Raw genomic sequence first — 24,399 nt, forward strand, 5'->3', positions numbered from 1 at the left:
AGTTCCCCCGCCATAAGGAAAGGGCCCCGCAAGGGGCCCTTCTCAGGTTTTAGGGGAGAGGACTACAGGCCAATCGAGTTGACGGCGTGCTCGGCTTCTTCCCAGGTGAACTGGCTGCCGTATTCGCTAGTGAGCTGGTTGATGAGCTGATCACGAGACATCGGAATGGTCTCCTGGTAGTTCTCGGCAGCCTCGACTGCTTCGGCCATCCAGTCAGCGTCCACGTTATCGACGGCGTACTGCGCAGCCTCCGGAGTAAAGCCACTGCCGTACTCACTGGTCAGCTGGTCGTAGAGGCCGTTGTAGGAAAAGGGCATGATATCGACGTAGTTCTGTGCCGCACGCAGTGCGTTGCTGTACTCGAGGGGGACATCGTCAGCTGGTGCTTCCTCAGCTTCAGCGTCCACGGCCTCATCGGCAGCCGGATCGCCTGCCTGCTCATCGGCGACTTCTTCCACCACGGCGCTGTTCTCAGCAGGGCCGGTGGTGTCCTCGGAGTCCTCGCCCAAGTTGGTCAAAGCGCCACCGATGACCAGTACGGCGAAGATGCCCAGGCCCCACTTCAGGCAGCCGCCCTTTTTCTTCTGAGGCTCCTCGCCCGCTGCAACCGATGCGGCATAGCCAGGGGCAGGCTGCTGCGGCTGCGACTCGAACTGGGGAGAGGAGAATGGGTTAGACACGAGAGTCTCTTTTCTGTGAGTGAAGGAATGTTTCCCCTCGGTGAGGGAACACTTAAAAACTCTCATGCGCCCCGGACATGAATCTCCCAGTATTCGAATGCCCGTACTAAAAAGGAATTACATGCCCACCGCGGCAAGGGCATGCTCGGCCTCTTCCGGGGTGAATCCGTCGCCATATTCACTGGTCAGCATCTCGTAGAGCTGCTCGCGCGGCATCGGCATCACGCGCTGGTATTGCTCGGCAGCTTCCACAGCTTCGGCCATCCAGTCCGCCTCGACATTGTCCACCGCATGCTTTGCGATGTCCGCAGGATACCCCTCAGCAACCTCATTCGTAAGCTGCTCGTAGAGGCCAGCGTAGGAAAAGGCCGAGGAATCAACATAGAGCTGCGCCCGCTCGATGGCCTCGTCGCGGCTGACTTCGGGCGCAGTGGAGGGCGGTGCTGCCTGAGAGCTCGTCGTCGGCGGGGTAGACGGCTGCCCAGTGGAGGCCTCGGAATCGTCGCCGAAGCTGACAACAGCAACCGCAACGACTGCGATAAGGGCGATTCCAAGCAGTAGGAGAGCGGTGGTGGTTCTCGTCATGGCTAGACGCCTAACTTGTCCATGGCGTACTCGGCTTCTTCTTCTGTGAAGCGCTTTCCAGTATCACTCGTGAGAATGTGGTGAAGGGTTTCTCGGTCACGAGTGCCGTTGTCGTAGACCTGCTGGGCAGCCTTAAATGCTTGTTCGTTCCAGTCGACAGGTTCCATGTTGTCCAGGGCGAACTGGGTTTCTTCTTCGGTAAAGGCTAAGCCACGGTCACTGGTGAGGAGATGTTCTAGTCCTGCACGGGAAATATCGGAGTTTTTGGTGTGCGCATTCGCGGATGCTACTGCCTTTTCATTCCAGTCGATGTCGATGGTGTCAACGGCGTAGCGGGCAGCCTCATCGGAAAAGCCTTCACCGTGTTCGCTATGCAGCTGACGGAACAGACCTTCTTTGGAAAAGTTGGAATAGCTCATGTAGCTTTCTGCTTTTGCTAAGGCTGCGTCCTGGTCGTTGGGATCGTTATCGGCAAGTAGGGACGACCCTGAAGGTTCCTCAGAGCTGTACCTGACGGGTCCGCTGCCGGAGTTATCGCCAAACATGCCGAACAAGATTCCGATAAACGCCACGACAGAAAAGATGCCCACGCCCCACTTCAGCGCGCGTTCTTTGGAGTCCTTGCCCTTCTTCCGCGGCGCACGCCGTGGCGGCTGTTGCGGGGTCGGGTCCGCAGGCGGCAGCGAAGAGTCATAAGGCGAGGAGCGGCGCTGCTCGTTGGGGTTTCCGTAGGGGCTCGTCATCGGGTGGACCTTCTAGTGCACAAACTATCAGTGGGTTAAATCACACCCATAGGATGCCACATGGACCTGACATCTGCTGGCCAATCGGCAGTTGACCGTCAACTGCCGGAGCTTAAGCGGTGTTATACGCGCTGTTCGTGGTGGTGTTGAGGTCGAGAGCGATCGGACGCGAATCCTGCGGGAAGGCGCGTTGCGGGCAGCCTTCGCGCGGGCAGGCGGCACAACCAGGGCCAATCGGGGTGGCGGCAGCCGGGGTCAAGGTGAGCGCATCGGCATAGACAAGCTTGTCGGCGTGGGTGATATCGCAACCCAGCCCGACGACGAATTCCTTGCGCGGAGTACCCCAGCTTTGCGCAGGGCCTTGCACGAAACGAGCAATCCACAAATAGGTGTGTTCATCGGGCATGGAGGCGACCTGGCGGGTGATGCGATTCGGCGTTTCAAAAGCGCGATGAACCACCCACAGCGGACAGGAGCCACCGCCGCGCGCGAAGTGGAACGCCGTAGCGGACTGACGCTTGGAGATATTGCCGGCCCTATCAGTGCGGATGAAGGAGAGGGGGATGCCGCGGTTGTGGGGGCGTTGGAGCGTCGATAAGCGTTGCGCGGTGGTTTCAAAACCGGTGCCGAACTGCTTGGCAATCACATCGATGTCATAGCGGGTACTTTCCGCAGTTTCCAAAAACTGCGTGTACGGCATGGTCACCGCGGCGGCAAAGTACTGGGCCAAGCCCAGCTTGCCGATGTCCCGAGCCTCTCCCTCGGGCAGTTCCTGCACTAGGTCTTCGCACACGTCCGCATAGGCAAGCAGGCAATACTGCAGGGCCATTTCAAAGACCAGCTGGGCTTCGGTAAGTCCTGCTTGCAGGTGAAGTTCGCGGGTCTCGGGGTTAAAGACGCGCCGGCCGGTAGTGGTGGGGCTAGAAAAACGGGTGTTGACGCCTAGTTCTTCTTGCAGGCGGGCAGCCAAGCGGCCGCGGCGCAGCACGCGCATGCCCAAATGCCCGGCGAGTTCTTCGGCGGCGACATCAAGGGTGTGGATGTAGTTGTGCGCGTCGTAGAAAAAATCGCGGACGGCTTCATATGGGCTGGGGGTATGCGAGGGCTGGAAGGCGGCGGCATCGATAAGCCTGGGCATCAGCTCAGGAAAACGGATGGCCAAATCCGACAAGGTGGCCTCGGAGGCTTCCGGGAAAAGCCTGCGCAACTCGGTGATATGGCGCAGAACCTGGTCGGAAGAAAAGTAGGAAGGATCCACTCCAAAGCGCTGCGAGAGCTGGATGAGCACAGTGACAGTAAGGGGGCGCTGGTCGTTTTCGAGTTGGTTGAGGTAGCTCGTCGACAAGCCCAGCTGCTGAGCCATTGCTACCTGGGTGAGGCCCTCTTGCTTGCGCAGTGCGTGGATTCGTGCCCCCGCGTAGTGCTTGCTCACTGCTGCTGTTTCCCCTTTGTTGCCCTTGACCTGCCTATTACACAAGTTTCGCAAATCATCGAACCTCATGCAACAGGATTACACAAAGTTTGCCAGTGGCATACGACACGCCTGACAAATTATTGTGAAATTAATCGCGTTAGTTTGCCGAGCAGAGGAGGCACACATGATCAACCATGAAGTACGTACCCATAAGTCCGCTGAGGACTTTCCGATTGAAGAGCACCTGGCACACAAGATCGCCAAGGTTGCAGCCGACAAGGTTGAGGTCCCTGCTGACACCAAGGACATGATCATCAACCGCATCATCGACAACGCCTCTGTGGCCGTTGCTTCCGTGGTACGCCGTCCCGTCACTTCCGCCCGCGTTATTGCGCAGGCACACCCGGTCTCCGAAGGTGGCGCTACCATCTTCGGCGTCGATGGCAACTACTCCGCTGAGTGGGCAGCACTGGCTAACGGCACCGCCGTTCGCGAGCTCGACTTCCACGACACCTTCCTGGCAGCTGAGTACTCCCACCCGGGCGACAACATCCCGCCGCTGCTGGCAGTCGCTCAGCACAAGGGCCTGGACGGCAAGGCTCTGATCCGCGGTATCGCCACCGGCTACGAAATCCAGGTCAACCTGGTCAAGGGCATCTGCCTGCACGAGCACAAGATCGACCACGTTGCTCACCTGGGCCCATCGGTTGCTGCTGGTATCGGTACCATGCTCGACCTGGACGTTGACACCATCTACCAGGCGATTGGCCAGGCGCTGCACACCACCACCGCAACCCGCCAGTCCCGTAAGGGTCTTATCTCCTCCTGGAAGGCATACGCACCGGCATTCGCTGGCAAGATGGCCATCGAGGCTACCGACCGCGCAATGCGTGGCGAAGGCGCACCGGCTCCGATTTGGGAAGGCGAAGACGGCTTCATCGCATGGATGCTGCACTCCCCGGAGCGCACCTACACCGTGCCGCTGCCTGCCGACGGCGAAGAAAAGCGCGCCATCCTGGACACCTACACCAAGGAGCACTCCGCGGAGTACCAGTCTCAGGCACCGATCGACCTGGCTCGCCGCATGAAGGACACCCTGGCCGAGAAGGGCCTGGACACCAAGGACGTCGAGTCCATCGTCCTGCACACCTCGCACCACACCCACTACGTGATTGGTACCGGCGCGAACGACCCGCAGAAGATGGATCCGAACGCCTCCCGTGAGACCCTGGACCACTCCATCATGTACATCTTCGCCGTTGCTCTCGAGGATGGCACCTGGCACCACGTCGACTCCTACGCACCGGAGCGCGCTAACCGCCCGGAGACCATCGAGCTGTGGCACAAGATTTCCACCGTCGAGGACCCGGAGTGGACCCGCCGCTACCACTCCCACGACCCGAACGAGAAGGCATTCGGCGCCAAGGCCGTTATCACCTTCAAGGATGGCACCGTGGTCGAGGACGAGATGGCCGTTGCCGATGCTCACCCGCTGGGCGCTCGCCCATTTGCTCGTGAGCAGTACATCAACAAGTTCCGCACCCTGGCCGAGGGCCTGGTCAGCAAGGAAGAGCAGGACCGCTTCCTGGCTGCAGCGGAGAACCTGGAAAACCTCACCGACCTGCGTGAGCTCAACATCGTACTGGACGACGACGCTATCGCCGCCGCTCCGGAAACCCCGAAGGGAGTGTTCTAAATGGCCGGACTATTCGGCTCCACCATCACTGATGCTGAAAAGCGCAAGAACTTCCGCGCAGCAATCGAAGGCGAAGGCCTGACCACCCTGCCAGGCGCCTTCAACCCACTGACTGCACGCCTGATTCAGGACATCGGCGGCTTCGGCGGTGTCTACATCTCCGGTGCTGTGCTGGCCAACGACCTGGGCCTGCCGGACATCGGCCTGACCACCCTGACCGAGGTTGCACAGCGCTCCAAGCAGATCGCTCGTGCCACCGACCTGCCAGTGCTTGTCGATGCCGACACCGGCTTCGGCGAGCCCATGTCCGCAGCACGCACCGTGGTCGCCCTCGAGGACGCCGGCCTGGCCGGTTGCCACCTTGAAGACCAGGTTAACCCGAAGCGCTGCGGCCACCTGGACGGCAAGGAAGTCGTCTCCAAGGACCTGATGGTTCGCCGCATCACCGCTGCAGTCAACGAGCGTCGCGATGAAAACTTCATCATCTGTGCTCGTACCGACGCCGCCGGTGTCAACGGCATCGACGACGCCATCGACCGCGCCAAGGCCTATGCCGATGCTGGTGCAGACCTCATCTTCACCGAGGCGCTGTACAAGCCAGAGGACTTCGAGAACTTCCGCGCAGCTGTGGATACCCCGTTGCTGGCAAACATGACCGAGTTCGGCAAGACCGAGCTGCTCAGCGCCAAGCAGATTGAGGACTTGGGCTACAACGCAGTCATCTGGCCGGTATCCACCTTCCGCGTGGCGATGGGTGCTACCGAAGAGTTCCTCCGCGACATGGCCGATGAAGGCCTGCAGTCCGAGGAGTGGCTCGAGCGCATGCAGCACCGTTCCCGCCTGTACGAGTTGGTTCGCTACAACGAGTACAACGCCTTTGACCAGGAAGTCTTTACCTATTCCAAGGACTCCTACAAGCCGACTTTCGAGTAGGTCTATCGGGGCATCGGCAAGCGGTGCCCCATCCTGAGCCACAAGGCTCCCAAGCCAAAGCACACACGCTTTCCAAGTAAAAAGGAGAAACAAAATGTCTGACAACACCCCGGAGATTCGTAAGGGCCTGTATGGCGTCGTCGTTGACGAGACCGCCGTATCCAAGGTCGTTCCGGAGACCAACTCCCTGACCTACCGCGGCTATCCGGTGCAGGAGCTCGCACGCTACTGCTCCTTCGAAGAGGTTGCCTACCTGCTGTGGAACGGCGAACTGCCGAGCCAGGACGAGCTCGTGCGCTTCTCTGCTCGTGAGAAGGCCCTGCGCCACCTGGACCGCCACGTCATCGACCTGATTACCTCGATGCCGAAGTCCTGCCACCCGATGGACGTGCTGCGTACCGCCATCTCGTTTATCGGCTCCCAGGATCCGGAGGCCTACACCAAGGACTCCGAGCACATCCGCCGTACCGCTCTTGAGCTGATGGCCAAGATTCCGACCATCATCGCTTTGGACATCCGTCGCCGCCGCGGCGAGGGCTACATCGAGCCTTCCCGTAAGAAGGGCTTTGCCGAGAACTTCCTGTGGATGGTCTTCGGCGAGGAAGAAGGCTCCCCGGCTCTCAACCGTGCGGACATCGAGGCCTTCGATAAGTCGCTCATCCTCTACGCTGAGCACTCCTTCAACGCTTCTACCTTCGCAGCTCGCGTGGTCACCTCGACCATGTCCGATACCTACTCCGCTATCACCGCTGCTATCGGCGCTCTGAAGGGCCCGCTGCACGGTGGTGCTAACGAGGCCGTGATGCACAACTTCCTCGAGGTTGGCGACCCGGCTAAGGCTGAAGAGTGGGCTAAGAACAAGCTGGCCAACAAGGAACTGGTCATGGGCTTCGGTCACCGCGTCTACAAGAAGGGTGACTCCCGCGTTCCGACCATGGAAGCTGCCTTCAAGGAGCTGGCCAAGGAGCACGGCCAGGAGCAGTGGGTGGAGATGTACGAGAACATGGCAAAGACCATGTACGAAAACACCTCCATCAACATCCGTCCGAACCTGGACTTCCCAGCAGGCCCGGCCTACTACATCCTGGGCTTCGACATCGAGTTCTTCACCCCGATCTTCGTGATGTCCCGCATCACCGGCTGGACCGCACACATCGTGGAGCAGAACGAGAACAACTCTCTGATTCGCCCGCTGTCTGCCTACAACGGCGAGGATCAGCGTCCGGTTCCGCCGAAGAGCATCTAATCTTCGCGCGCTGAACTAGCGACATCTCAAGGAAGGGAATCACCTTATGGTGGTTCCCTTTTTTGCTGCGTGCAGGGGTTTAAATTAGGTGCATGGCGCCGCGTTGGGCAGCCGGGTGCGAGTTTTGCCGGGGAGGTTTCTTCCCCGGTGGGTGGTAGTCCACGTGGCCGTTTGTGCGATCGATCCAGCCTCGTGGGGGTCTGTGCCCGTGGAAGTTATCCGGGTCGATGCTGCCTAGGACGCCGTTGTGATATCTGCACAACATCGTCAGGTTGGACGGTTTCGTTTCCCCGCCGTGTTTATGGCCTTTGATGTGGTGGACTTCGCAGTTGTTGGCTGGTTCTTTGCAATCAATCCAGGCACAGACCAGCTGCTCTGAGATAGCCAGGAGGCGTTGTTTGAAGTTCGCCGAGCGGCACTGATAAAGGTTGACCGGGCCTTCGGTGGGGTGGAAGAGCCCGGCGAAGATATCCTCGCCCAGCCGGCCTGCCAGGTGGTGGGACAGCCACTCCGCACCGGTCATGATGGTGCCGTTCGAGCAACCCAGGCGCACGTCGTCGCCCTGGCCGGAGGTAATGCGTAAGAAGTCATCGAGACCAATGGCGATGATGGTGCGGAAGGCGGGCTGCTGGATGCCGGTGTTGCCATCGAGAAGCTCCCAGAGTGCGTCGGCACGGCGTTGGGAGCGTGCTGGTGGGGCGGGGCAGGCATCGTCAGGCGTGGTGTCAGGCTTGTTGAGGTTGTCGAGAGTTTCGACGAGCTGGGAAATCAAGCTGGCCTTGTCGCGCACGCGCAGGGTCCAGGTGTCCTCGTCGTTTTGACGGACATCGACGCCGCGCTCGGGCTTTTTGGGCGTGACGTAGTCCTCGATGTGCGACTTGGCGTAATCGAGCATGTCATCGATGGAGCCTTCGATGTTGAGCAGCTCGAGGCGGAACTGCCACTGCTCGGCAGGCTTGTCGATTTTCTGCACGTAGGTTTCAATGCGAACAAGGCGGTTGACCGAATAGCCGTCCGCCGCGCGCAGGGCCTCACGTTGGCGCGCACTAAAGCGGGTGGGGCCAAAATATACCTGCGCGACCTTGGCCCAGCGCTTTACCTCGAAGCGCGGCATGTCGAGCACAGCCGCGACTGCGTGCGGCCTATCCATGGCATCACGAAGCGTGTCGAGGCCACTGTGCCTCGTTGCGCTGATGCTGTGCTCAAAGGTTGTCATGTCAGCCACAATAAGCGGCATTTGCCCAGCTAGGCAAGGAAAAGTGGGATTGTCCTCAATTTCGACCGATCCGGGAACCTCAGGGCTAGAAACTCAGTCTAATAGGGGATGGGCTTTTTTAATCTGGCGGTGAGATGGGGTCAAAACTCACCCGAGTGTTGCGCTGATTGCTCGGGCCGCGACTAGAAATCTCACCAATGCTTAGTTGTTTCACCGGTGGTCATTTTGTACTTCTCAGGTTGAGAGCCGCGGAGGGCGGTGTTGCTTGCCCTAATTGGGGTGAGGTGAGGGCGGTTCTTATGGCTTGCGATTGACGTTTTTCTTCGCGCCGGGGGAGGGGGTACTTCACGGGTAGGTAGCTGGTTTGCGGGATTGCGTGGGCCAGGTTCGCAGGGTGGCGGCAGGGGTCGTATGGAGTATTTGGTTGCGGCGAGGTGAAATGGCAGCCGGGTGACGTTCGGGCTGGTTGGAGGAGGCATGCGGGCAAATGGGGGAGCTTTTGGTGGTTAAAGGCTTGGTGGTTGAAGGAGGGCTGGGAGGGCGTCGTAAAGCAGTGCTGGGCAAGCTTCGTAAATTTGCAAACTTTGCAGATTGGCGGGTGGTGGGGAGGGTGGAATCGGAAAATCGGGCGATAAAACTGGTAGAATTTTTGGTTCTGGGCAACTAATCTGAGGTGTGTATCACCCGTCCTGGCCCGTTGCGCCGCTTATCACTTTGAGCGCTTTGCAACCTGCTGACGTAATTGAAAGGACCTTCCCGAAGTGTCTGTATCTGCGCTTCCCGCGTTTAACAAAGTTCTCGTAGCAAACCGTGGTGAAATTGCTGTCCGTGCTTTCCGTGCAGCTTTTGAGACCGGTGCTACTACCGTTGCTGTGTATCCCCGCGAGGACCGCAACTCCTTCCACCGCGCTTTTGCGGATGAGGCAGTGCGCATCGGTGCGGAGGGCCAGCCGGTTAAGGCTTACCTCGATATCGAAGAGATTATCCGTGCTGCTAAGAAGTCGGGCGCGGATGCTATCTACCCGGGCTACGGCTTCCTCTCCGAGCGCGCTGACCTGGCACGTGCGTGTGATGAGGCGGGTATCAAGTTCATTGGCCCGACCGCATCGACTCTGGATCTGACCGGTGACAAGGCAGCTGCTGTAACCGCTGCTGAAGAAGCTGGTCTGCCGACCCTGCAGGACTCCAAGCCGTCGACTGATGTGGATGAGCTGGAGGAGTACTCCAAGGACTTCAACTTCCCGGTTTTCGTTAAGGCGGTTGCTGGTGGCGGTGGCCGTGGTATGCGCTTCATCGAAAAGCCAGAGGACTTAAAGCAGAAGTGTGCCGAGGCGTCCCGCGAGGCTGAGGCAGCATTTGGCGATGGCCACGTGTACCTCGAGACCGCAGTGATTAAGCCGCAGCACATTGAGGTCCAGATTCTGGCCGATAGCCAGGGCAACGTTATTCACCTGTTCGAGCGTGACTGCTCGGTGCAGCGTCGTCACCAGAAGGTCGTCGAGATTGCTCCGGCACCGACTCTGGATCCGGAACTGCGCGACCGCATTTGTGCAGATGCCGTGAAGTTCTGTGAGCACATCAACTACGAGGGTGCCGGCACCGTCGAGTTCCTGGTGGATGAGCGCGGCAACCACGTCTTTATTGAGATGAACCCGCGCGTGCAGGTGGAGCACACGGTGACTGAGGAGGTCACCGGTGTGGACATCGTGAAGTCCCAGATGCAGATTGCTGCCGGTGCTTCCCTGGAGGACCTTGGCCTGGTGCAGGATGAAATCACCCTGACCGGTGCGGCCCTGCAGTGCCGTATCACCACCGAGGACCCGAACAATGGCTTCCGTCCGGATACCGGTACCTTGACCGCGTACCGTTCGCCGGGCGGCGCAGGCGTGCGTCTCGACGGCGCAACCTCTGTCGGCGCGGAAATCTCCCCGAACTTCGACTCCCTGCTGGTGAAGATGACCTGCCGTGGCAAGAACTTCGAGCAGGCTGTCGCCCGTGCACAGCGTGCGCTCAATGAGTTCCACGTTTCCGGCGTGGCCACCAACATCGGCTTCCTGCGCGCCCTGCTGCGTGAGCCGGACTTCACCGGCACCCGCGTGGACACCGGCTTCATCAACGACCACGCTGACCTGCTGAAGGCACCGCCGGCTGTCGATGAGTCCGGTCGTATCGTCGAGTACATCGCTGATGTCACCGTTAACAGGCCGAATGGTGACCGTCCGACTGCGCTGCGTCCTTTCGATAAGCTGCCGGAGCTGGACAAGAACGCTGAGCTGCCGCGCGGTTCCCGCGACGAACTGCTGGAGCTGGGCCCGAAGGCGTGGGCAGAAAAGATTCGCGACCAGAAGCCGCTGGCTGTCACCGACACCACCTTCCGCGATGCTCACCAGTCCCTGCTGGCTACCCGCGTGCGTGGTACCGCGCTGGTCTCTGCCGCTGAGGCTGTGGCCCGCATGACCCCGGAGCTGTTCTCCGTGGAGGCCTGGGGCGGTGCAACTTACGACGTCGCCATGCGCTTCCTGCATGAGGATCCGTGGGTTCGCCTGGACCTGCTGCGTGAGGCCATGCCGAACCAGAACATCCAGATGCTGCTGCGCGGCCGCAACACCGTCGGCTACACCCCGTACCCGGATTCGGTCTGCCGTGCCTTTGTGCAGGAGGCAGCCAAGTCCGGCGTGGATATCTTCCGCATTTTTGACGCGCTTAACGATGTTTCCCAGATGCGCCCGGCCATCGACGCCGTCCTGGAGACCAACACCACCGTGGCTGAGGTGGCCATGGCGTACTCCGGCGATATGTGCTCGCCGAAGGAAGACCTCTACACCCTGGACTACTACCTGAAGCTCGCAGAGCAGATTGTCGAGTCCGGTGCCCACATCCTGGCCATTAAGGACATGGCTGGTCTGCTGCGTCCGGAGTCTGCGTCCAAGCTGGTCAGCACCCTGCGCAAGGAATTCGACCTGCCGGTCCACGTCCACACCCACGACACCGCTGGTGGCCAACTGGCTACCTACTACGCGGCTGCGCTGGCCGGTGCCGACGTTGTCGATGGCGCTTCCGCACCGCTGGCAGGCACCACCTCCCAGCCGTCGCTGTCCGCTATCGTCGCTGCGTTCTCCCAGACCGACCGCGATACCGGCCTGGACCTGCAGGCGGTCTCCGACCTGGAGCCATACTGGGAGGCTGTCCGCCAGCTTTACGCTCCGTTCGAAAACGGTATTCCTGGCCCGACCGGCCGCGTGTACAAGCACGAGATTCCGGGTGGCCAGCTGTCCAACCTGCGTGCGCAGGCCGACGCCCTGGGTTTGGCCGACCGCTTCGAGGTCATCGAGGACAACTACGCCGCAGTAAACGAGATGCTGGGCCGCCCGACCAAGGTGACCCCGTCCTCCAAGGTCGTCGGTGACCTGGCGCTGCACCTGGTGGGTGCAGGTGTCGACCCGGCTGACTTCGAGGCCAACCCGACCAAGTACGACATCCCGGATTCCGTTAACGCCTTTCTGCGTGGCCAGCTCGGTACCCCTCCGGGTGGCTGGCCGGAGCTGCGCGACAAGGTTTTGGACGGTCGTGCAGAAACCGGCGCACAGATCACCGAGGTTCCGGAAGAAGAAGTTCAGCACCTGGATTCCGACAACTCCAAGGAGCGTCGTGACAGCCTGAACCGTCTGCTCTTCCCGAAGCAGTTCGAGGAGTTCAACGAGTTCCGTCGTAAGTACGGCAACACCGAGGCTCTCACCGACACCACGTTCTTCTACGGTCTGACCGAGGGCGAGGAGAAGGTTGTGCACTTCTTCCCGAAGGACTCCACCGACCGCTCCGAGCTCAACGCCATGGTCGTGCGCCTGGACGCTGTCGGCGAGCCGGACGAGAAGGGTATGCGCAACGTTGTCATGAACGTCAACGGCCAGATTCGCCCGATGAAGGTCCGCGACAACAACGTCGAGTCCACCGTCGCCACCGTCGAGAAGGCTGATCCGTCCAACGACGGCCACGTGGCCGCTCCGTTCGCTGGTGTGGTCAACCCGACCGCAGAGCCTGGCGACGAGGTCAAGGCCGGCGACCAAATCGCCGTCATCGAGGCCATGAAGATGGAAGCCTCCATCTCCGCCACCAAGGATGGCGTCGTCGAGCGCGTTGCTATCGGCCAGGCCACCAAGGTTGAAGGCGGCGACCTCATCGCTGTCATCAAGTAGGGCGCGAAGTAAGCCCTAGCCCGCACTTACGTAGCAGCCCGCGAGCACCACCTCGGTGCCGCGGGCTTTTGGCGTTTCGCTGGGACTTAGAGGGCAGCAGAAAGCCCGCGCACCGGATGATGGTGACGCGGGCTTGAGGTTTGTTTAGAGGTACTTGACCATCTGGCCGGGCTTTTGGCCTTCGACCTCGATGGGTTCGAAGCCTTCCTTGCGGTAGAGGCGGGAGGCGCGGTCGTTCTCGGAATCGACCCACAGCGCAATGGCGGGGGCGCCTTGCTCAGCGGCGAGGTCGCAGACGTTGCGCAGCAACTGGGCACCGACGCCGAGGCCGGCATAGCGGCGCTCTACTGCGATGCACAGCTCCGGGATGGACTCCGGGTCGTACTTCGTGGCCCAGTGGGACTGGTCGGTGGAGTCCTTCTCCGGGTTGGCGAGGTAGGCATCGCCTTTGCGTTCGCCGGTGAAGTAGCGCAGCCACGTACCACCAGCCGGGACTTTGAAGTCCGACAGGGCGATCACGCCGCCGTCGATGCGCGGGGACCAGTCATCGATGTAGGTTTCCAAGTCTGGAAGGTGGCAGTCTTTGATTTCGGACTGCTCGTCGCCAAAGACGTTGGCGAGGTAGAGCAGACGCGAAAAGTAGGTGCGATCTTCGTCAGTGGCTAGGCGGACACCGATGGTGGAGTCGTTGATAGTCATAGACTCCAACCTACCGATAAATCCTGCTACTTGATTTCCATGAGGGCATCGCCCTTGTGGACCTGGCCGCCTTCGCTGGCATTCAGGCCGGATACGGTGCCGGACTTGTGAGCCTTGACTGGGTTTTCCATCTTCATCGCTTCCAGAACTGCCACGACGTCACCCTCGGCGACTTCCTGGCCTTCTTCCACGTTGAGCTTGATGACGGTGCCCTGCATCGGTGCCACGACGGCATCGCCAGATGCGGCGGAACCAGAACCGCCGGAACGACGCTTCTTCTTCTTGCGCGGAGCAGCACCGTTGCCGAGTACCAGGTGGCCTGGCAGGGCGACCTCGATGCGGCGGCCGTCGACCTCAACGACGTACTTCTGCGGTGGCAGGACTTCTTCGTCGTCGGCATCGGCAGCAGGCTCCGCAGCAGGCAGCTGGTTATCCCACTCTTCTTCGATCCACTTGGTGTAGACGCGGTAGTTGCCCTCCGGGGCAGCAAAGTCCGGGTCGTCGACGATGGCGCGATGGAAAGGAATGACCGTCGGCAGGCCCTCGACCTGGAACTCGTCCAGGGCACGTGCTGCACGACGCAGGGTGGTCTCACGGTCCGGGCCGGAGACGATGAGCTTGGCCAGCATGGAGTCGAACTGGCCGCCGATGACGGTGCCAGCGGTTACGCCGGAATCAACGCGGACGCCCGGGCCTGCCGGTTCGCTGTAGGCGGTGACGGTGCCAGGAGCTGGCATGAAGTTTGCGGCGGCATCCTCGCCGTTGATGCGGAATTCGATGGAGTGACCGTGCGGTGCCGGGTCCTCGCTCAAGGTGAGCTCTTCGCCCTCAGCAATGCGGAACTGTTCGCGGACCAAGTCCAGGCCGGTGGTTTCCTCGGTGACCGGGTGCTCAACCTGCAGGCGGGTGTTGACCTCGAGGAAGGAAATCAGGCCGTCGGAACCAACGAGGTACTCGACGGTACCGGCACCGAAGTAGCCAGCTTCGCGGCAGATGCGCTTGGCGGACTCGTGAATGGTGGAGCGCTGCTCATCGGTCAGGAACGGAGCCGGGGCTTCCTCGACCAGCTTCTGGAAACGACGCTGCAGGGAGCAGTCGCGGGTGCCAGCGACGACGACGTTGCCGTGCTGATCGGCAAGCACCTGGGCCTCAACGTGGCGAGCGCGGTCGAGGTAGCGCTCCACGAAGCACTCACCGCGGCCGAAGGCAGCAACGGCCTCGCGGGTAGCGGACTCAAACAGCTCCGGGATTTCTTCGCGGGTGTGGGCAACCTTCATGCCGCGGCCGCCACCGCCGAAGGCAGCCTTGATAGCCACGGGCAGGCCGTGCTCGTCGGCAAAGGCCTGGATCTCGGCGGCATCGGCAACCGGCTCCTGGGTGCCCGGGGTCATCGGGGCGTCGGCACGCTGTGCGATGTGGCGCGCGGTGACCTTATCGCCCAAGTCACGGATGGACTGCGGGGAGGGACCAATCCAGGTCAGGCCGGCATCGATAACTGCCTGCGCGAAATCGGCATTCTCAGACAGGAAGCCGTAACCCGGGTGGATGGCATCGGCGCCGGACTTCTGCGCGGCGTCAAGGATTTTGTCGAAGACTAAGTAGGACTCGGCAGAGTTTTGGCCGCCGAGGGCAAAGGCTTCGTCGGCAAGCGCAACGAATGGTGCTTTGGCGTCAGGCTCGGCGTATACCGCAACGGAGGCAATGCCGGCGTCGCGTGCCGCGCGGATCACGCGGACTGCAATTTCACCACGGTTAGCAATGAGCACCTTGGTGATCTTCTTGGTTTCTACTGCCACGGCAGGAACCCTCCTGTTTCTTGAACTATTGGACTGCACACTATTCTTACACATTCAAACATGAGTAAACCGTCAAGTTCTAATTTTGTGCAGAAAAATAACCCGCACCTGCGGCGATGCGGGTCGTGTTCGGCGTGTTGGAACCTAGTTTAGTGCTTTTTAGCGCTCGATCGGCATACGAACCATGTTGCCCCACTCAGCCCAGGAGCCGTCGTAGGTGCGCACGTTGTCGAAGCCAATGAGGAACTTTAGAACAAACCAGGTGTGGGCGGCCTGCGCGCCGACGTGCGAGTACAAAATCGTCTCATCACTCGGTGTGAGCGCGCCGTAGTTGGTCTTGAGATCTTCTAGGCGGCGGAAGCAGGCGTTCGGATAGGTCGCGCGGTCCCACTCGAGGTTGATGGCGCCCGGGATGTGGCCGTGGCGAATGGTGGTGCCATAAGGGGAATCGCCCTGGGCGGAATGCTCGGTGGCCTGGCCGGCGTATTCCTCAGGTGGGCGGGTATCGACGATGGTGGCATCAGTGTTGTTGAGTAGGTCGGAGACAAAGGCGCGGTGGGCGGCATCGTCACGCTCGACGACCGGGTAATCGCTAGTCGGGTGCTCCGGGACCATGTAAGAGGTATCGCGCTCTTCGCTCATCCAGGCATCGCGGCCGCCGTCGAGCAGGCGCACATCCGGGTGACCAAAGCTTTCAAAGACCCACAGCGCGTAGGTGGCCCACCAGTTTGACTTATCGCCATAGAGCACGACGGTGTCTTCGCGGCGAATGCCCTTCTCGGACATCAGCTGGGCAAAAGCCTCGCCGTCGACGATGTCGCGGGTGACCGGGTCCATCAGTTCATTTTGGAAGTTGATGCGGGTGGCGGTGGGGATGTGGCCGATATCGTAAAGCAGGGCGTCTTCATCGACCTCAATGACGCGCAAACCGTTAATGCCCAGGCGGGCGGATAACCACGGCGCGGAGACTAACTTGCCGGGCTCGGCATATTCCTGAAATGGGGGATGGGGGTCGAACTCTGCCACGGTTCGTCTGCCTTTCGTGGTTGGGTTTGTTTTGTTGAAGGCGCGGCGCCATCTAAAAGAACAATTGGCCACGTCGCGCGTTAGTTTTCTTAGCTACCTACTGTATCGCGATTTTCTAAAAGTGATCACGAAGGGTCCTAATTTGTGGGATTGGATACATTTTACCCCGCTAAGTATGGTCTATGCGGTGCTGGTTATAACAAGTGTGCAGTCCAGGGCGATTTTGGGCCTGTGAGCGGCGATTTTAAGGCAGTTTTAAGGCGGGGTTAATCAAGCGGCGAGATTGCTACACCTGGGATATGTTTAAAAGTATGGGGAAGGGTGCGCGAGGTGCCCTCCCTTCGACCCCGCACCGAAGGAAAGGGAAAAGCAGTGCACAAAGCTATCGTCGTATTTGAGGTTGAAGGCGGCTCCGACAAGGGCGCAGACGGCCACCGCAAGGACACGATGCCAATTGTCAACGCCATCAAGGACGCGGGTTGGCACTCCGAGGTCATCTACTTCCACCCGGACAACGCTGATGACATCTACACCAAGGTTTCTGAGAACTTCGACGCCTACATCTCTCGTGTGAACCCGGGCAACATCCCAGGTGGCGAGAAGGGCTACTTCGAGCTGCTCACCAAGCTTGCCGATGCAGGCCTGGTTGGCATGTCTACCCCAGCTGACATGATGGCTTACGGCGCCAAGGACGCCCTGGTCAAGCTGAACGACACCCCGCTGGTTCCGGAAGACACCGCCGCATACTACGAGGTCGAGGACTTCCACAAGACCTTCCCGAACACCCTGTCCTACGGTGAGCGCGTTCTGAAGCAGAACCGTGGCTCCACCGGTGAGGGCATCTGGCGCGTCCGTCTGGCAGATGCTGACCTGGCTCAGTCCGTTGAGCCGGGCACCGACCTGCCGCTGGACACCGAACTGAAGTGCACCGAGGCCGTGGACAACAAGACCCACGACTACAAGCTGGGCGACTTCATGGACTTCTGTGACCAGTACATCATCGGCGACAACGGCATGCTGGTCGATATGTGCTTCATGCCGCGCATCGTCGAGGGCGAAATCCGCATCCTGCTCGTTGGCGATGAGCCGGTCTTCATCGTCCACAAGAAGCCGGCTGAGGGCGGCGACAGCTTCTCCGCAACCCTGTTCTCCGGTGCAAAGTACACCTACGACAAGCCGGAGTCCTGGCCGGAGCTGCTCGAGATGTTCGAAAAGGCTCGCCCGGTCATCGCCGACAAGCTGGGCGATACCGACGACGTTCCGCTAATCTGGACCGCTGACTTCATGCTTGCCGACGGCGAAGACGGCGAGGACACCTACGTTCTCGGCGAGATCAACTGCTCCTGCGTCGGCTTCACCTCTGAGCTCGACATGGGCATCCAGGAAAAGGTTGCCGCTGAAGCAATCTCTCGCGTGGAAAAGAAGAACGCTTAAAGATTTTACTTCCCGCATAGCGGTCAGTCTGCGGACTGGCCGCTTTCGCGATCTTCGGCGGAAGGCTTAACGAAACCCGCGCCAGGAAGAAGAAAAATTAGTAGTGTGAATCAACGTTCAATCTCTATTCCCGAATGAGAAGGGTTCACTCATGGCGGAGAACAACTCTGAGCCGTATTCCTGGGGCATCCCGGAAGAATTCCAGCAGCCGCAGCAGCCAGCGCAGCAAGCCGAGCAACCGCAGCAGGCAGACTCGACGACGACCACTACTGCGCCAAATAATGCGCCTGACTCGAACGAATCAGGCGTGAAGAAGTTCTTCAACAGGCACGTGCGCCACGGTGTTCTTTTTGAACGCCTATGGGACTTTGAGTTTAAGAATTTCATGACCATTGGTCTGGTGCGGATTCTTTACATCATCAGCATCGCCCTGGCGGTTGTGGTGTGGCTCGCCTTCATCCTGTTTACTTTCGTAGCTTTCGTGCAGCTATTGTTCGATGACTTCGGCAGTGGCGTCGTGATGTTCTTCCTCTGGCTGCTTGTCATAGTTGCGGGATGGATTCCGGCCTGGCTCTGGATTCTTGGCTCGCGAGTGTTCTTCGAAGGAATTGTTGCCCTCATTCGCATCGCACAGAACAGCTCCGATATCTCCGGACAGTTGCACAACAAGATGTAGCGCAGGGTGTCGCAGTTTAACGCGAAGTAGGCGAAAACCTGCTCGCGAAAAGAGAAAGTGGTACGAAAACACCCCGGGCCTAGTTCAAGTTCAGTAGGCGCGGGGTGGATTTTTAGTCGAGGAGGGCGGCGACGGAGTCGGGGTCGGCATCGGAAAGCATTTGGCGCAGGCGGTCGTACTCATCGTCCTCGCCGATGGCCTGTGCGGTGTGGGCGAGTGCGGCGATGGCGCGCAGAACGCCCTGGTTCGGCTCGTGGGAGAACGGAACCGGGCCCCAGCCCTTCCAGCCGTTGGCGCGCAGGCGGTCCAGGCTGCGGTGGTAGCCGGTGCGGGCATAAGCGTAAGCCGTGATGTACGCGGTCGGCAGGGCCTCATCGGAGCGCAGGCGCTCGAGTTCCTTCTCGGCGAGCAGTGCCCACAGCAGTGGGGAATTAGGGTGCCCGATAAGACCAGCCTGCAGGTCGTCGGTGGAGTCGGCACCAGGATCGGCAGGCAGACGAATCGGGTCAGGGGCTAACATGTCGTTAATTTCCATGGCGCCAGCCTACCTGCAAGCTAGGAGTTCTCCCAGAAGTCCGAAGCATTGAATCCGAAGCTATACAGCGCACGGCGCACCACCGGCAGCGACAGCCCGATGACCGAGGAGGGATCGCCCTCGATACGGTCGATAAACCAACCGCCCAGGGCCTCCAGCGTAAAGGCACCTGCGCACTGCAGTGGCTCACCGGAGCGAGCATACTTTGCGATGTCCACCTCACTAATCGGCGCAAAGCGCAACACCGTGCGTGCGGTCTCGACGTGGCGCTGGTCGCCGTAAATGACGCAGTGACCGGTGAGCAGCTCAGCCTGTTTGCCGGCCTGGGCACGCCAGCGGGCGATGGTGTTGTCGACAGTGTGCGGTTTGCCTTGGAGTTCGCCGTCGAGCAGCAACATGGAATCCCCGCCGATGATGACGGTGTCTCCATCACCCTCGGTGGCTCCGGCAACGTCCGGAGCCACCGCTTCGGCTTTGGCAGTGGCTAAGGCAGCGACAATCTCCGCGGGAGGGTGGCCGGCAAGTTCTGCCTGGATGGTCTCTTCGTCGACATCGGCAGGCCGCAGGACAGGCTCCACGCCCGCGGAGCGCAGGATGCTCGCCCGGGAAGGCGACTGGGAAGCGAGAACTATCCGCATTAGTAGTAGCGCACGTTACGAAACGCAGAGGGGTTGAAGACCTCCTGCGCGCCGTACTGGCTGTAGCGATCTTCCAACCGTCCCCAGAGGTTGCGTTCGCCCACACCAGCGCCGGCAGCCTGGGCGCGGGCCTGCTGGGAGAGCTGAGTAAACACCATGGTCAGTGCGGCGACCTCAGCGTCACTCGGGGAACCTTTAACAATCTGGAAAGCGGGTGCGGACATGTTGTGCTCCTTTTAGAGGGTGATGTTGCCGTGCTTCTTCGGCGGTTGGGACACGATCTTGCGCTCGAGCAGACGCAGGGCCTCAGCGAGATAACCACGCGTTGCGGCTGGCTCGATGACGCTATCGACCAGGCCACGCTCTGCTGCAGCATAAGGATGCAGGAACTGCTCGGCGAGTTCTTCCTCGCGCTGCTCGTCGGCATCGTCGCCGTAGATGGCGAGTGCTGCCTGGGAGGCCTGGGTCACTGCAATTTCCGCGGTCGGCCAGGCGTAGACCAAGTCTGCGCCGAGGTCCTTAGCGCCCATGAAGACATAGGCCGGACCGATGGCCTTGCGGGTAATCACAGTCAGAGTACCGACGGTGGCCTCAGCCTGCGCGAACGCCAGCTTCGACGCGCGACGCAGCAGGCCCGACTTTTCTTCCTCCGGCGTCGGCACGAAACCGGGGGAGTCAACGAACTGGATCACCGGGGTGTTGAAGGCATCGCAAGTGCGGATGAAACGCGCGGCCTTCTCCGAGGCAGCCGAATCAATCGCGCCGGCCAGCACCAGCGGCTGGTTGGCGACGATGCCGACCACGCGGCCTTCGATGTAGGCAAAGCCGGTGATCATATTCTCCGCCGCCTGGGCGGAGAGCTCAAAGAAGGTATCCGGATCCACGACGGTGTTGATGACCTCGCGCATGTCGTAGGCCTCAGCAGCGTTGTCCGGGATAACCGCGTTCAGTGGGCGCTCGCGCTCACCGATGTTGTCCGCGATGGAACCTTCGGCAACTTCGGCAGCCACGCGCGGGGCCTCGGCGCGGTTGTTGGCCGGCAGGTAGGCCGCAATATCGCGGGCCAGCGATACGGCCTGCTTGTCGTCCTCGGCCACCAGGTGCGCGGTACCCGCGTTCGCGTGGACGGCGGCGCTGCCGTACTCGGCAGGCTCCGCACCGGCGATGTGACCGGCAGCTTGGTGGAGGTTGGTGCCTTCGGTGACGATGAGGACATCGGCAAGCGTGGGCGCAAAAGCAGCCGCACCAGAGGTATCACCAACAACGACGCTAATCTGCGGGATCAGGCCGGAGGCGCGCGTAATCTGCGCCAGGGTGCGTGCGTAGCCAGCAAGCGTGACGATGCCCTCCTGCACACGTGGGCCAGTCGACTCATACAGGCCAATGACCGGCACACCAGTCTTCATGGCGAGCTCATAAATCTTGCCGAGCTTTTCAGCGTAAACCTCGCCTAAAGTGCCGTCGAAGACCGTAGCGTCCTGGCTAAAAATGCAGACCTTGCGGTCTTCGACCGTGCCGTAACCGGTGATAATGCCATCGGTATACGGGCGGTCGTGCTCGCGACCAAACGCGGTCGAGCGATGGCGCGCCAGGGCGTCAGTTTCGACGAAAGAGCCGGCATCGACGAGAGCCTCCACGCGCTCACGGGCGCTGAGGCGACCTGCGGAGTGGGTATCTTCCAGAACCTGCGACCCCATCGGGGCACGCGACTGCTCGAGGCGGCGGGCCAGCCCCTCGATCTTCCCAGCAGTGGTTTTCGGATCAGTCATAGTGCTCGAGTCTACAAGCCCTTTCTCTTATCGCAGCAATCAACGGGAACTTCCAGTGGAACTTCCGCTGGATGATAGCGATGAACCTGGATTATCGGAACTTGCATCTGGGTGCGAGGCGGCCCCGGGGATGCGGACGTAGCCGGGGAACTTTGCGGGAGCGTCGAGTTCTTGGCGGATGATGGACATGTCAACGCCTAGGTCTTTGGCGAAGACGGTGCGGGTGCCGGTGTAGACGGCGGCGTCATTCGCGTTGAATTCGAAGACGCGGGCGCCGCGCAGGGTGTGTTGTTTCGGGGTGCCATCGGCAAGCCCGTAGGTGCCGAAACCGGTGCCGGGGCCGTAGCCGAGCTCGATGCCGAAGTAGTTGCCCATGTAGGTGTTGATGTGGTCGTGCCCGCAGTACATACCGCGGATATCGCCGCGGGCTTGGGCGGCGGCATAGATACCGGAGTTAAAGGCGCCGACGTAGACGTCTTCGTTCTTATCGCCGACGATGCCATGCGTTTCCACAGCGCGCTTGTGGTCGATGAGGCCGTCGTTGTACGGCCCGCCGAACCACATGTCGCGGTGTTCAAAAGTAGGGATGTGGAAAAACATAAGTCCTTCGATGGTGTGGCCAGCCTGCTCGGCTAGGGCATCGGATGCCTGGGTATACCACTGGATTTGTTGCGGGTGGATGTAGTCGTAGCTGGGCAGTTCCTCGGCGTTCTGGCCGCCTAGTTCATCTGGGCGGTAGCGACCGGAGTCCAGAAGCCAGAAGGCGAAGCGGGGGCGGTGGGCATCGTGAAGCGTGAGCAACGTATTGGATGCGCCGTAGCCACCAGTTTCAGCCGGGGCGTTGCAATTGTGGCGGTAGCTGCGGATGAACTCCACCATCTGCGCATGGCGCACACCGGTGTTGTTGTCCTCAGCGGAATCTTCGTCGTGATTGCCGAAGGTCAACGCCCACGGGATGCCGCGTTCCTCCATGGGAAGAACCACGTTGTTAATCGCCTGGTAGACCTCCTCCGCGGTGGAAGGATCGCCGTTGATGACATCGCCGTTGATCAACGCGAACCCGGGCTTTTCCTCATCGAGTACCTTGCCCATGAACTCGATGGTGCGGGTATCGGTGAGGTGATTGTCCTGGGTGTCGTTGAACTGGATGACCTTGAATGCTCCAGAGCGGTCAAAATTGAGTTCTATGGAGTTGTCTTTCGCCGCTAGCTGAGGAGCGGCAGCTAGCGGCGCCGCGATAGCGGGGGAAGTTGACGCCACCGCGGTGGTTGTTGCGGCCGCCAGCAGTGAGCTGGAGGCCAAGAAATTACGTCGGGACAGTGCCACAGTGCTCTCCTTATATACAGAGGGATTAATCAGTCACTGGGAGAGATTAAGCCCCTGGGGTAGCGCTGGGATGACCAGAAAGTAAATACTTATCGAATAATTTAGAGCGGAATATTGCCGTGCTTGCGCGCCGGGCGAGCAACATTCTTGTCGGAGTACAGGCGCAGGTTCTTGGCAATCTGGGTGCGGGTTTCAGAAGGCAGGATGACTGCGTCGATAAGTCCGCGCTCCGCGGCCTTATACGGGTTGAGCATCTGGTCTTCGTACTCGCGCTCGAAGGACTTGGTCAGCTCGGCAACATCGATGCCGCCTTCCTGGGCCTTCTTGATTTCCTTGCGGTAGATGAAGCCCACGGCACCGGCAGCGCCCATCACGGCAATCTGCGCGGTCGGCCACGCCAGGTTGACGTCGGCGCCCAAGCCCTTGGAGCCCATCACGCAGTACGCGCCGCCGTAGGCCTTGCGCAGGGTGACGGTGATCTTCGGGACGGTGGCCTCACCGTAGGCGTAGAGCAGCTTCGCACCGCGGCGCAGGATGCCGGCGTGCTCCTGGGAGGTGCCAGGGAGGAAGCCGGGGACATCGACAAGCAGGACCAGCGGAATGTTGAAGGAATCGCAGGTGCGGATGAAGCGTGCGGCCTTCTCGGAGGAATCGATATCCAGGCAGCCGGCGAGGACCTGCGGCTGGTTGGCCACGAAGCCAACGGTCTGGCCTTCGATGCGACCGAAAGCCACGACGACGTTCTCCGCGCGGTCGGCTTGGATTTCCAGGTACTCGCCGTCATCGGTGATGGCCTCAATGACGGTCTTGATGTCATAAGGCTGGGTCGGCGAATCCGGGATGAGGGTATCCAGGGTGAGGTCGTCGGCGGTTTCCTCGTCGAGTTGCGGATAAGGCTCGAAAGGCGAGCGCTGGCGGTTATTCGACGGCAGGAAGCCGACCAGGTCGTGGACCCAATCCAGGGCGTCTTCGTCGGAGGACGCGGTGTAATGGGAGTTACCAGCCTGGGCCATGTGGATATCAGCGCCACCGAGTTCTTCCTGAGTGACTTCCTCGCTGGTGACTGTCTTGATGACGTCCGGGCCGGTGACGAACATCTTGGACTTTTCTTTGACCATGACCACGAAGTCGGTCAGGGCAGGGGAGTAGGCGTTGCCACCAGCGCACGCGCCCATAATGACGGAAATTTGCGGGACGACGCCGGATGCTTCGATGTTCTGGTAGAAGGTCTGCGCAATCCAGTCCAGGGAGACCGCACCGTCCTGGATGCGGGCACCGGCACCTTCGTACAGGCCGATCAGGGGGCGGCCCGTGGTGACGGCGAGCTTTTGGATCTTTACCATCTTTTCGCCATAGACCTCACCGAGCGCACCGCCGAAGACGGTACCGTCCTGGCTAAAGATGCAGACTTCGCGGCCATCGATGGTGCCCCAGCCGGTGACAATGCCATCGGTGGACGGACGCTTAGCGCCCATGCCGAAGTCGGTGGTGCGGTGCTTGGCCAGCATGTCCGTTTCGACGAAGGAACCCTCGTCGAGCAGGTAATCCAAGCGTTCGCGCGCGGTGAGTCGACCGGCGGCGTGCACCTTCTCGTGGGCAGCATCGCCCATCGGCGCTTTGGCCTCGGCACGCCGACGTTTCAGTTCCGCGATTTTCTCCGCGGTGGTCGTGACGTCGTTCAAGCTATCGAGTTCCGGCAAATGTGAGGAAATGGTCATGTTTTGGAATCATAGATACTTTTAGCCTACGCGTACAGCATTTGCGCAAAGTGATTTCCATCACAAAACTAGTTTC

At 60.5% G+C, this 24,399-nt stretch carries 21 protein-coding genes; 7 read left to right on the forward strand and 14 right to left on the reverse strand.

What is annotated here, in order from left to right:
• Positions 1 to 62 precede the first annotated feature (62 nt).
• The 4 genes from UL81_RS02380 to UL81_RS02395 form a co-directional block, all read right to left on the reverse strand.
• Positions 63 to 680 carry an Ltp family lipoprotein gene (locus UL81_RS02380; RefSeq protein WP_035106693.1) on the reverse strand — a complete coding sequence of 206 codons (618 nt, stop codon included), beginning with the start codon at positions 678 to 680 and terminating at the stop codon, positions 63 to 65.
• A gap of 117 nt (positions 681 to 797) precedes the next feature.
• Complete coding sequence (locus UL81_RS02385) at positions 798 to 1,265, reverse strand: Ltp family lipoprotein (protein WP_052097785.1); 468 nt, start codon at positions 1,263 to 1,265, stop codon at positions 798 to 800.
• Between the two features lie 2 nt (positions 1,266 to 1,267).
• A complete protein-coding gene (locus tag UL81_RS11450) occupies positions 1,268 to 2,008 on the reverse strand; it encodes an Ltp family lipoprotein (protein WP_052097786.1) in 741 nt (246 codons plus the stop codon).
• Between the two features lie 112 nt (positions 2,009 to 2,120).
• Positions 2,121 to 3,440: a helix-turn-helix domain-containing protein gene (locus tag UL81_RS02395; protein WP_046453217.1), complete on the reverse strand. Its 1,320-nt coding sequence runs from the start codon at positions 3,438 to 3,440 to the stop codon at positions 2,121 to 2,123.
• Between the two features lie 166 nt (positions 3,441 to 3,606).
• Between UL81_RS02395 and prpD the strand changes: the two genes are divergently transcribed.
• From prpD to UL81_RS02410, 3 genes are all read left to right on the forward strand, one after another.
• Complete coding sequence (gene prpD / locus UL81_RS02400) at positions 3,607 to 5,118, forward strand: 2-methylcitrate dehydratase PrpD (RefSeq protein WP_046453218.1); 1,512 nt, start codon at positions 3,607 to 3,609, stop codon at positions 5,116 to 5,118.
• Positions 5,119 to 6,051, forward strand: a complete 933-nt coding sequence (gene prpB, locus UL81_RS02405) for a methylisocitrate lyase (protein WP_035106695.1) — start codon at positions 5,119 to 5,121, stop codon at positions 6,049 to 6,051. It abuts the gene before it with no gap.
• Between the two features lie 94 nt (positions 6,052 to 6,145).
• Positions 6,146 to 7,297, forward strand: coding sequence for a bifunctional 2-methylcitrate synthase/citrate synthase (locus UL81_RS02410; RefSeq protein ID WP_035106697.1), 1,152 nt, complete (start codon positions 6,146 to 6,148; stop codon positions 7,295 to 7,297).
• Positions 7,298 to 7,376: 79 nt separating this feature from the next.
• On the opposite strand, the gene UL81_RS02415 is transcribed toward UL81_RS02410, so the two are convergent.
• Positions 7,377 to 8,513 (reverse strand): HNH endonuclease signature motif containing protein, encoded by a 1,137-nt coding sequence (locus tag UL81_RS02415; protein WP_046453636.1) that lies wholly within the window; start codon positions 8,511 to 8,513, stop codon positions 7,377 to 7,379.
• 487 nt (positions 8,514 to 9,000) lie between these two features.
• Here UL81_RS02415 and UL81_RS02420 point away from each other — a divergent pair, with 487 nt between their 5' ends.
• Positions 9,001 to 9,180, forward strand: coding sequence for a hypothetical protein (locus tag UL81_RS02420; protein WP_035106698.1), 180 nt, complete (start codon positions 9,001 to 9,003; stop codon positions 9,178 to 9,180).
• Between the two features lie 94 nt (positions 9,181 to 9,274).
• Positions 9,275 to 12,706, forward strand: coding sequence for a pyruvate carboxylase (locus UL81_RS02425; RefSeq protein ID WP_035106699.1), 3,432 nt, complete (start codon positions 9,275 to 9,277; stop codon positions 12,704 to 12,706).
• A gap of 144 nt (positions 12,707 to 12,850) precedes the next feature.
• Here the strand turns inward: UL81_RS02425 and UL81_RS02430 are convergent, their stop codons facing one another.
• The 3 genes from UL81_RS02430 to UL81_RS02440 form a co-directional block, all read right to left on the reverse strand.
• Positions 12,851 to 13,405: a GNAT family N-acetyltransferase gene (locus UL81_RS02430; protein ID WP_035106701.1), complete on the reverse strand. Its 555-nt coding sequence runs from the start codon at positions 13,403 to 13,405 to the stop codon at positions 12,851 to 12,853.
• Positions 13,406 to 13,431: 26 nt separating this feature from the next.
• Entirely contained in the window at positions 13,432 to 15,201 is a 1,770-nt protein-coding gene (locus UL81_RS02435) for an acetyl/propionyl/methylcrotonyl-CoA carboxylase subunit alpha (RefSeq protein ID WP_035106703.1), read from the reverse strand.
• Positions 15,202 to 15,360: 159 nt separating this feature from the next.
• Positions 15,361 to 16,227 carry a sulfurtransferase gene (locus tag UL81_RS02440; protein ID WP_035106705.1) on the reverse strand — a complete coding sequence of 289 codons (867 nt, stop codon included), beginning with the start codon at positions 16,225 to 16,227 and terminating at the stop codon, positions 15,361 to 15,363.
• A gap of 372 nt (positions 16,228 to 16,599) precedes the next feature.
• On the opposite strand from UL81_RS02440, the gene UL81_RS02445 reads away from it, so the two are divergent.
• Together UL81_RS02445 and UL81_RS02450 are read left to right on the forward strand one after the other, a co-directional pair.
• Entirely contained in the window at positions 16,600 to 17,661 is a 1,062-nt protein-coding gene (locus tag UL81_RS02445; RefSeq protein ID WP_035106707.1) for a Cj0069 family protein, read from the forward strand.
• A gap of 151 nt (positions 17,662 to 17,812) precedes the next feature.
• The gene (locus tag UL81_RS02450) at positions 17,813 to 18,337 is read left to right on the forward strand and encodes a DUF4282 domain-containing protein (RefSeq protein ID WP_035106709.1); all 525 of its coding nucleotides are present in this window, start codon (positions 17,813 to 17,815) and stop codon (positions 18,335 to 18,337) included.
• Between the two features lie 112 nt (positions 18,338 to 18,449).
• Here the strand turns inward: UL81_RS02450 and UL81_RS02455 are convergent, their stop codons facing one another.
• The 6 genes from UL81_RS02455 to UL81_RS02480 form a co-directional block, all read right to left on the reverse strand.
• Complete coding sequence (locus UL81_RS02455) at positions 18,450 to 18,872, reverse strand: DUF3151 domain-containing protein (RefSeq protein WP_046453219.1); 423 nt, start codon at positions 18,870 to 18,872, stop codon at positions 18,450 to 18,452.
• 20 nt (positions 18,873 to 18,892) lie between these two features.
• Positions 18,893 to 19,510, reverse strand: a complete 618-nt coding sequence (locus UL81_RS02460; protein ID WP_035106711.1) for a Maf family protein — start codon at positions 19,508 to 19,510, stop codon at positions 18,893 to 18,895.
• The gene (locus UL81_RS02465) at positions 19,510 to 19,734 is read right to left on the reverse strand and encodes an acyl-CoA carboxylase subunit epsilon (RefSeq protein WP_035106713.1); all 225 of its coding nucleotides are present in this window, start codon (positions 19,732 to 19,734) and stop codon (positions 19,510 to 19,512) included. The genes UL81_RS02460 and UL81_RS02465 overlap by 1 nt, the downstream gene beginning before the upstream one ends.
• 12 nt (positions 19,735 to 19,746) lie before the next feature.
• Complete coding sequence (locus UL81_RS02470; RefSeq protein ID WP_035106726.1) at positions 19,747 to 21,279, reverse strand: acyl-CoA carboxylase subunit beta; 1,533 nt, start codon at positions 21,277 to 21,279, stop codon at positions 19,747 to 19,749.
• A 39-nt stretch (positions 21,280 to 21,318) separates the two neighbouring features.
• Complete coding sequence (locus UL81_RS02475) at positions 21,319 to 22,605, reverse strand: metallophosphoesterase family protein (RefSeq protein ID WP_081961543.1); 1,287 nt, start codon at positions 22,603 to 22,605, stop codon at positions 21,319 to 21,321.
• A gap of 101 nt (positions 22,606 to 22,706) precedes the next feature.
• Positions 22,707 to 24,323 (reverse strand): acyl-CoA carboxylase subunit beta, encoded by a 1,617-nt coding sequence (locus tag UL81_RS02480; RefSeq protein WP_035106728.1) that lies wholly within the window; start codon positions 24,321 to 24,323, stop codon positions 22,707 to 22,709.
• Between the last annotated feature and the right edge of the window lie 76 nt (positions 24,324 to 24,399).

It is taken from the genome of Corynebacterium camporealensis, from assembly GCF_000980815.1.
Lineage (GTDB): Bacteria > Actinomycetota > Actinomycetes > Mycobacteriales > Mycobacteriaceae > Corynebacterium > Corynebacterium camporealense.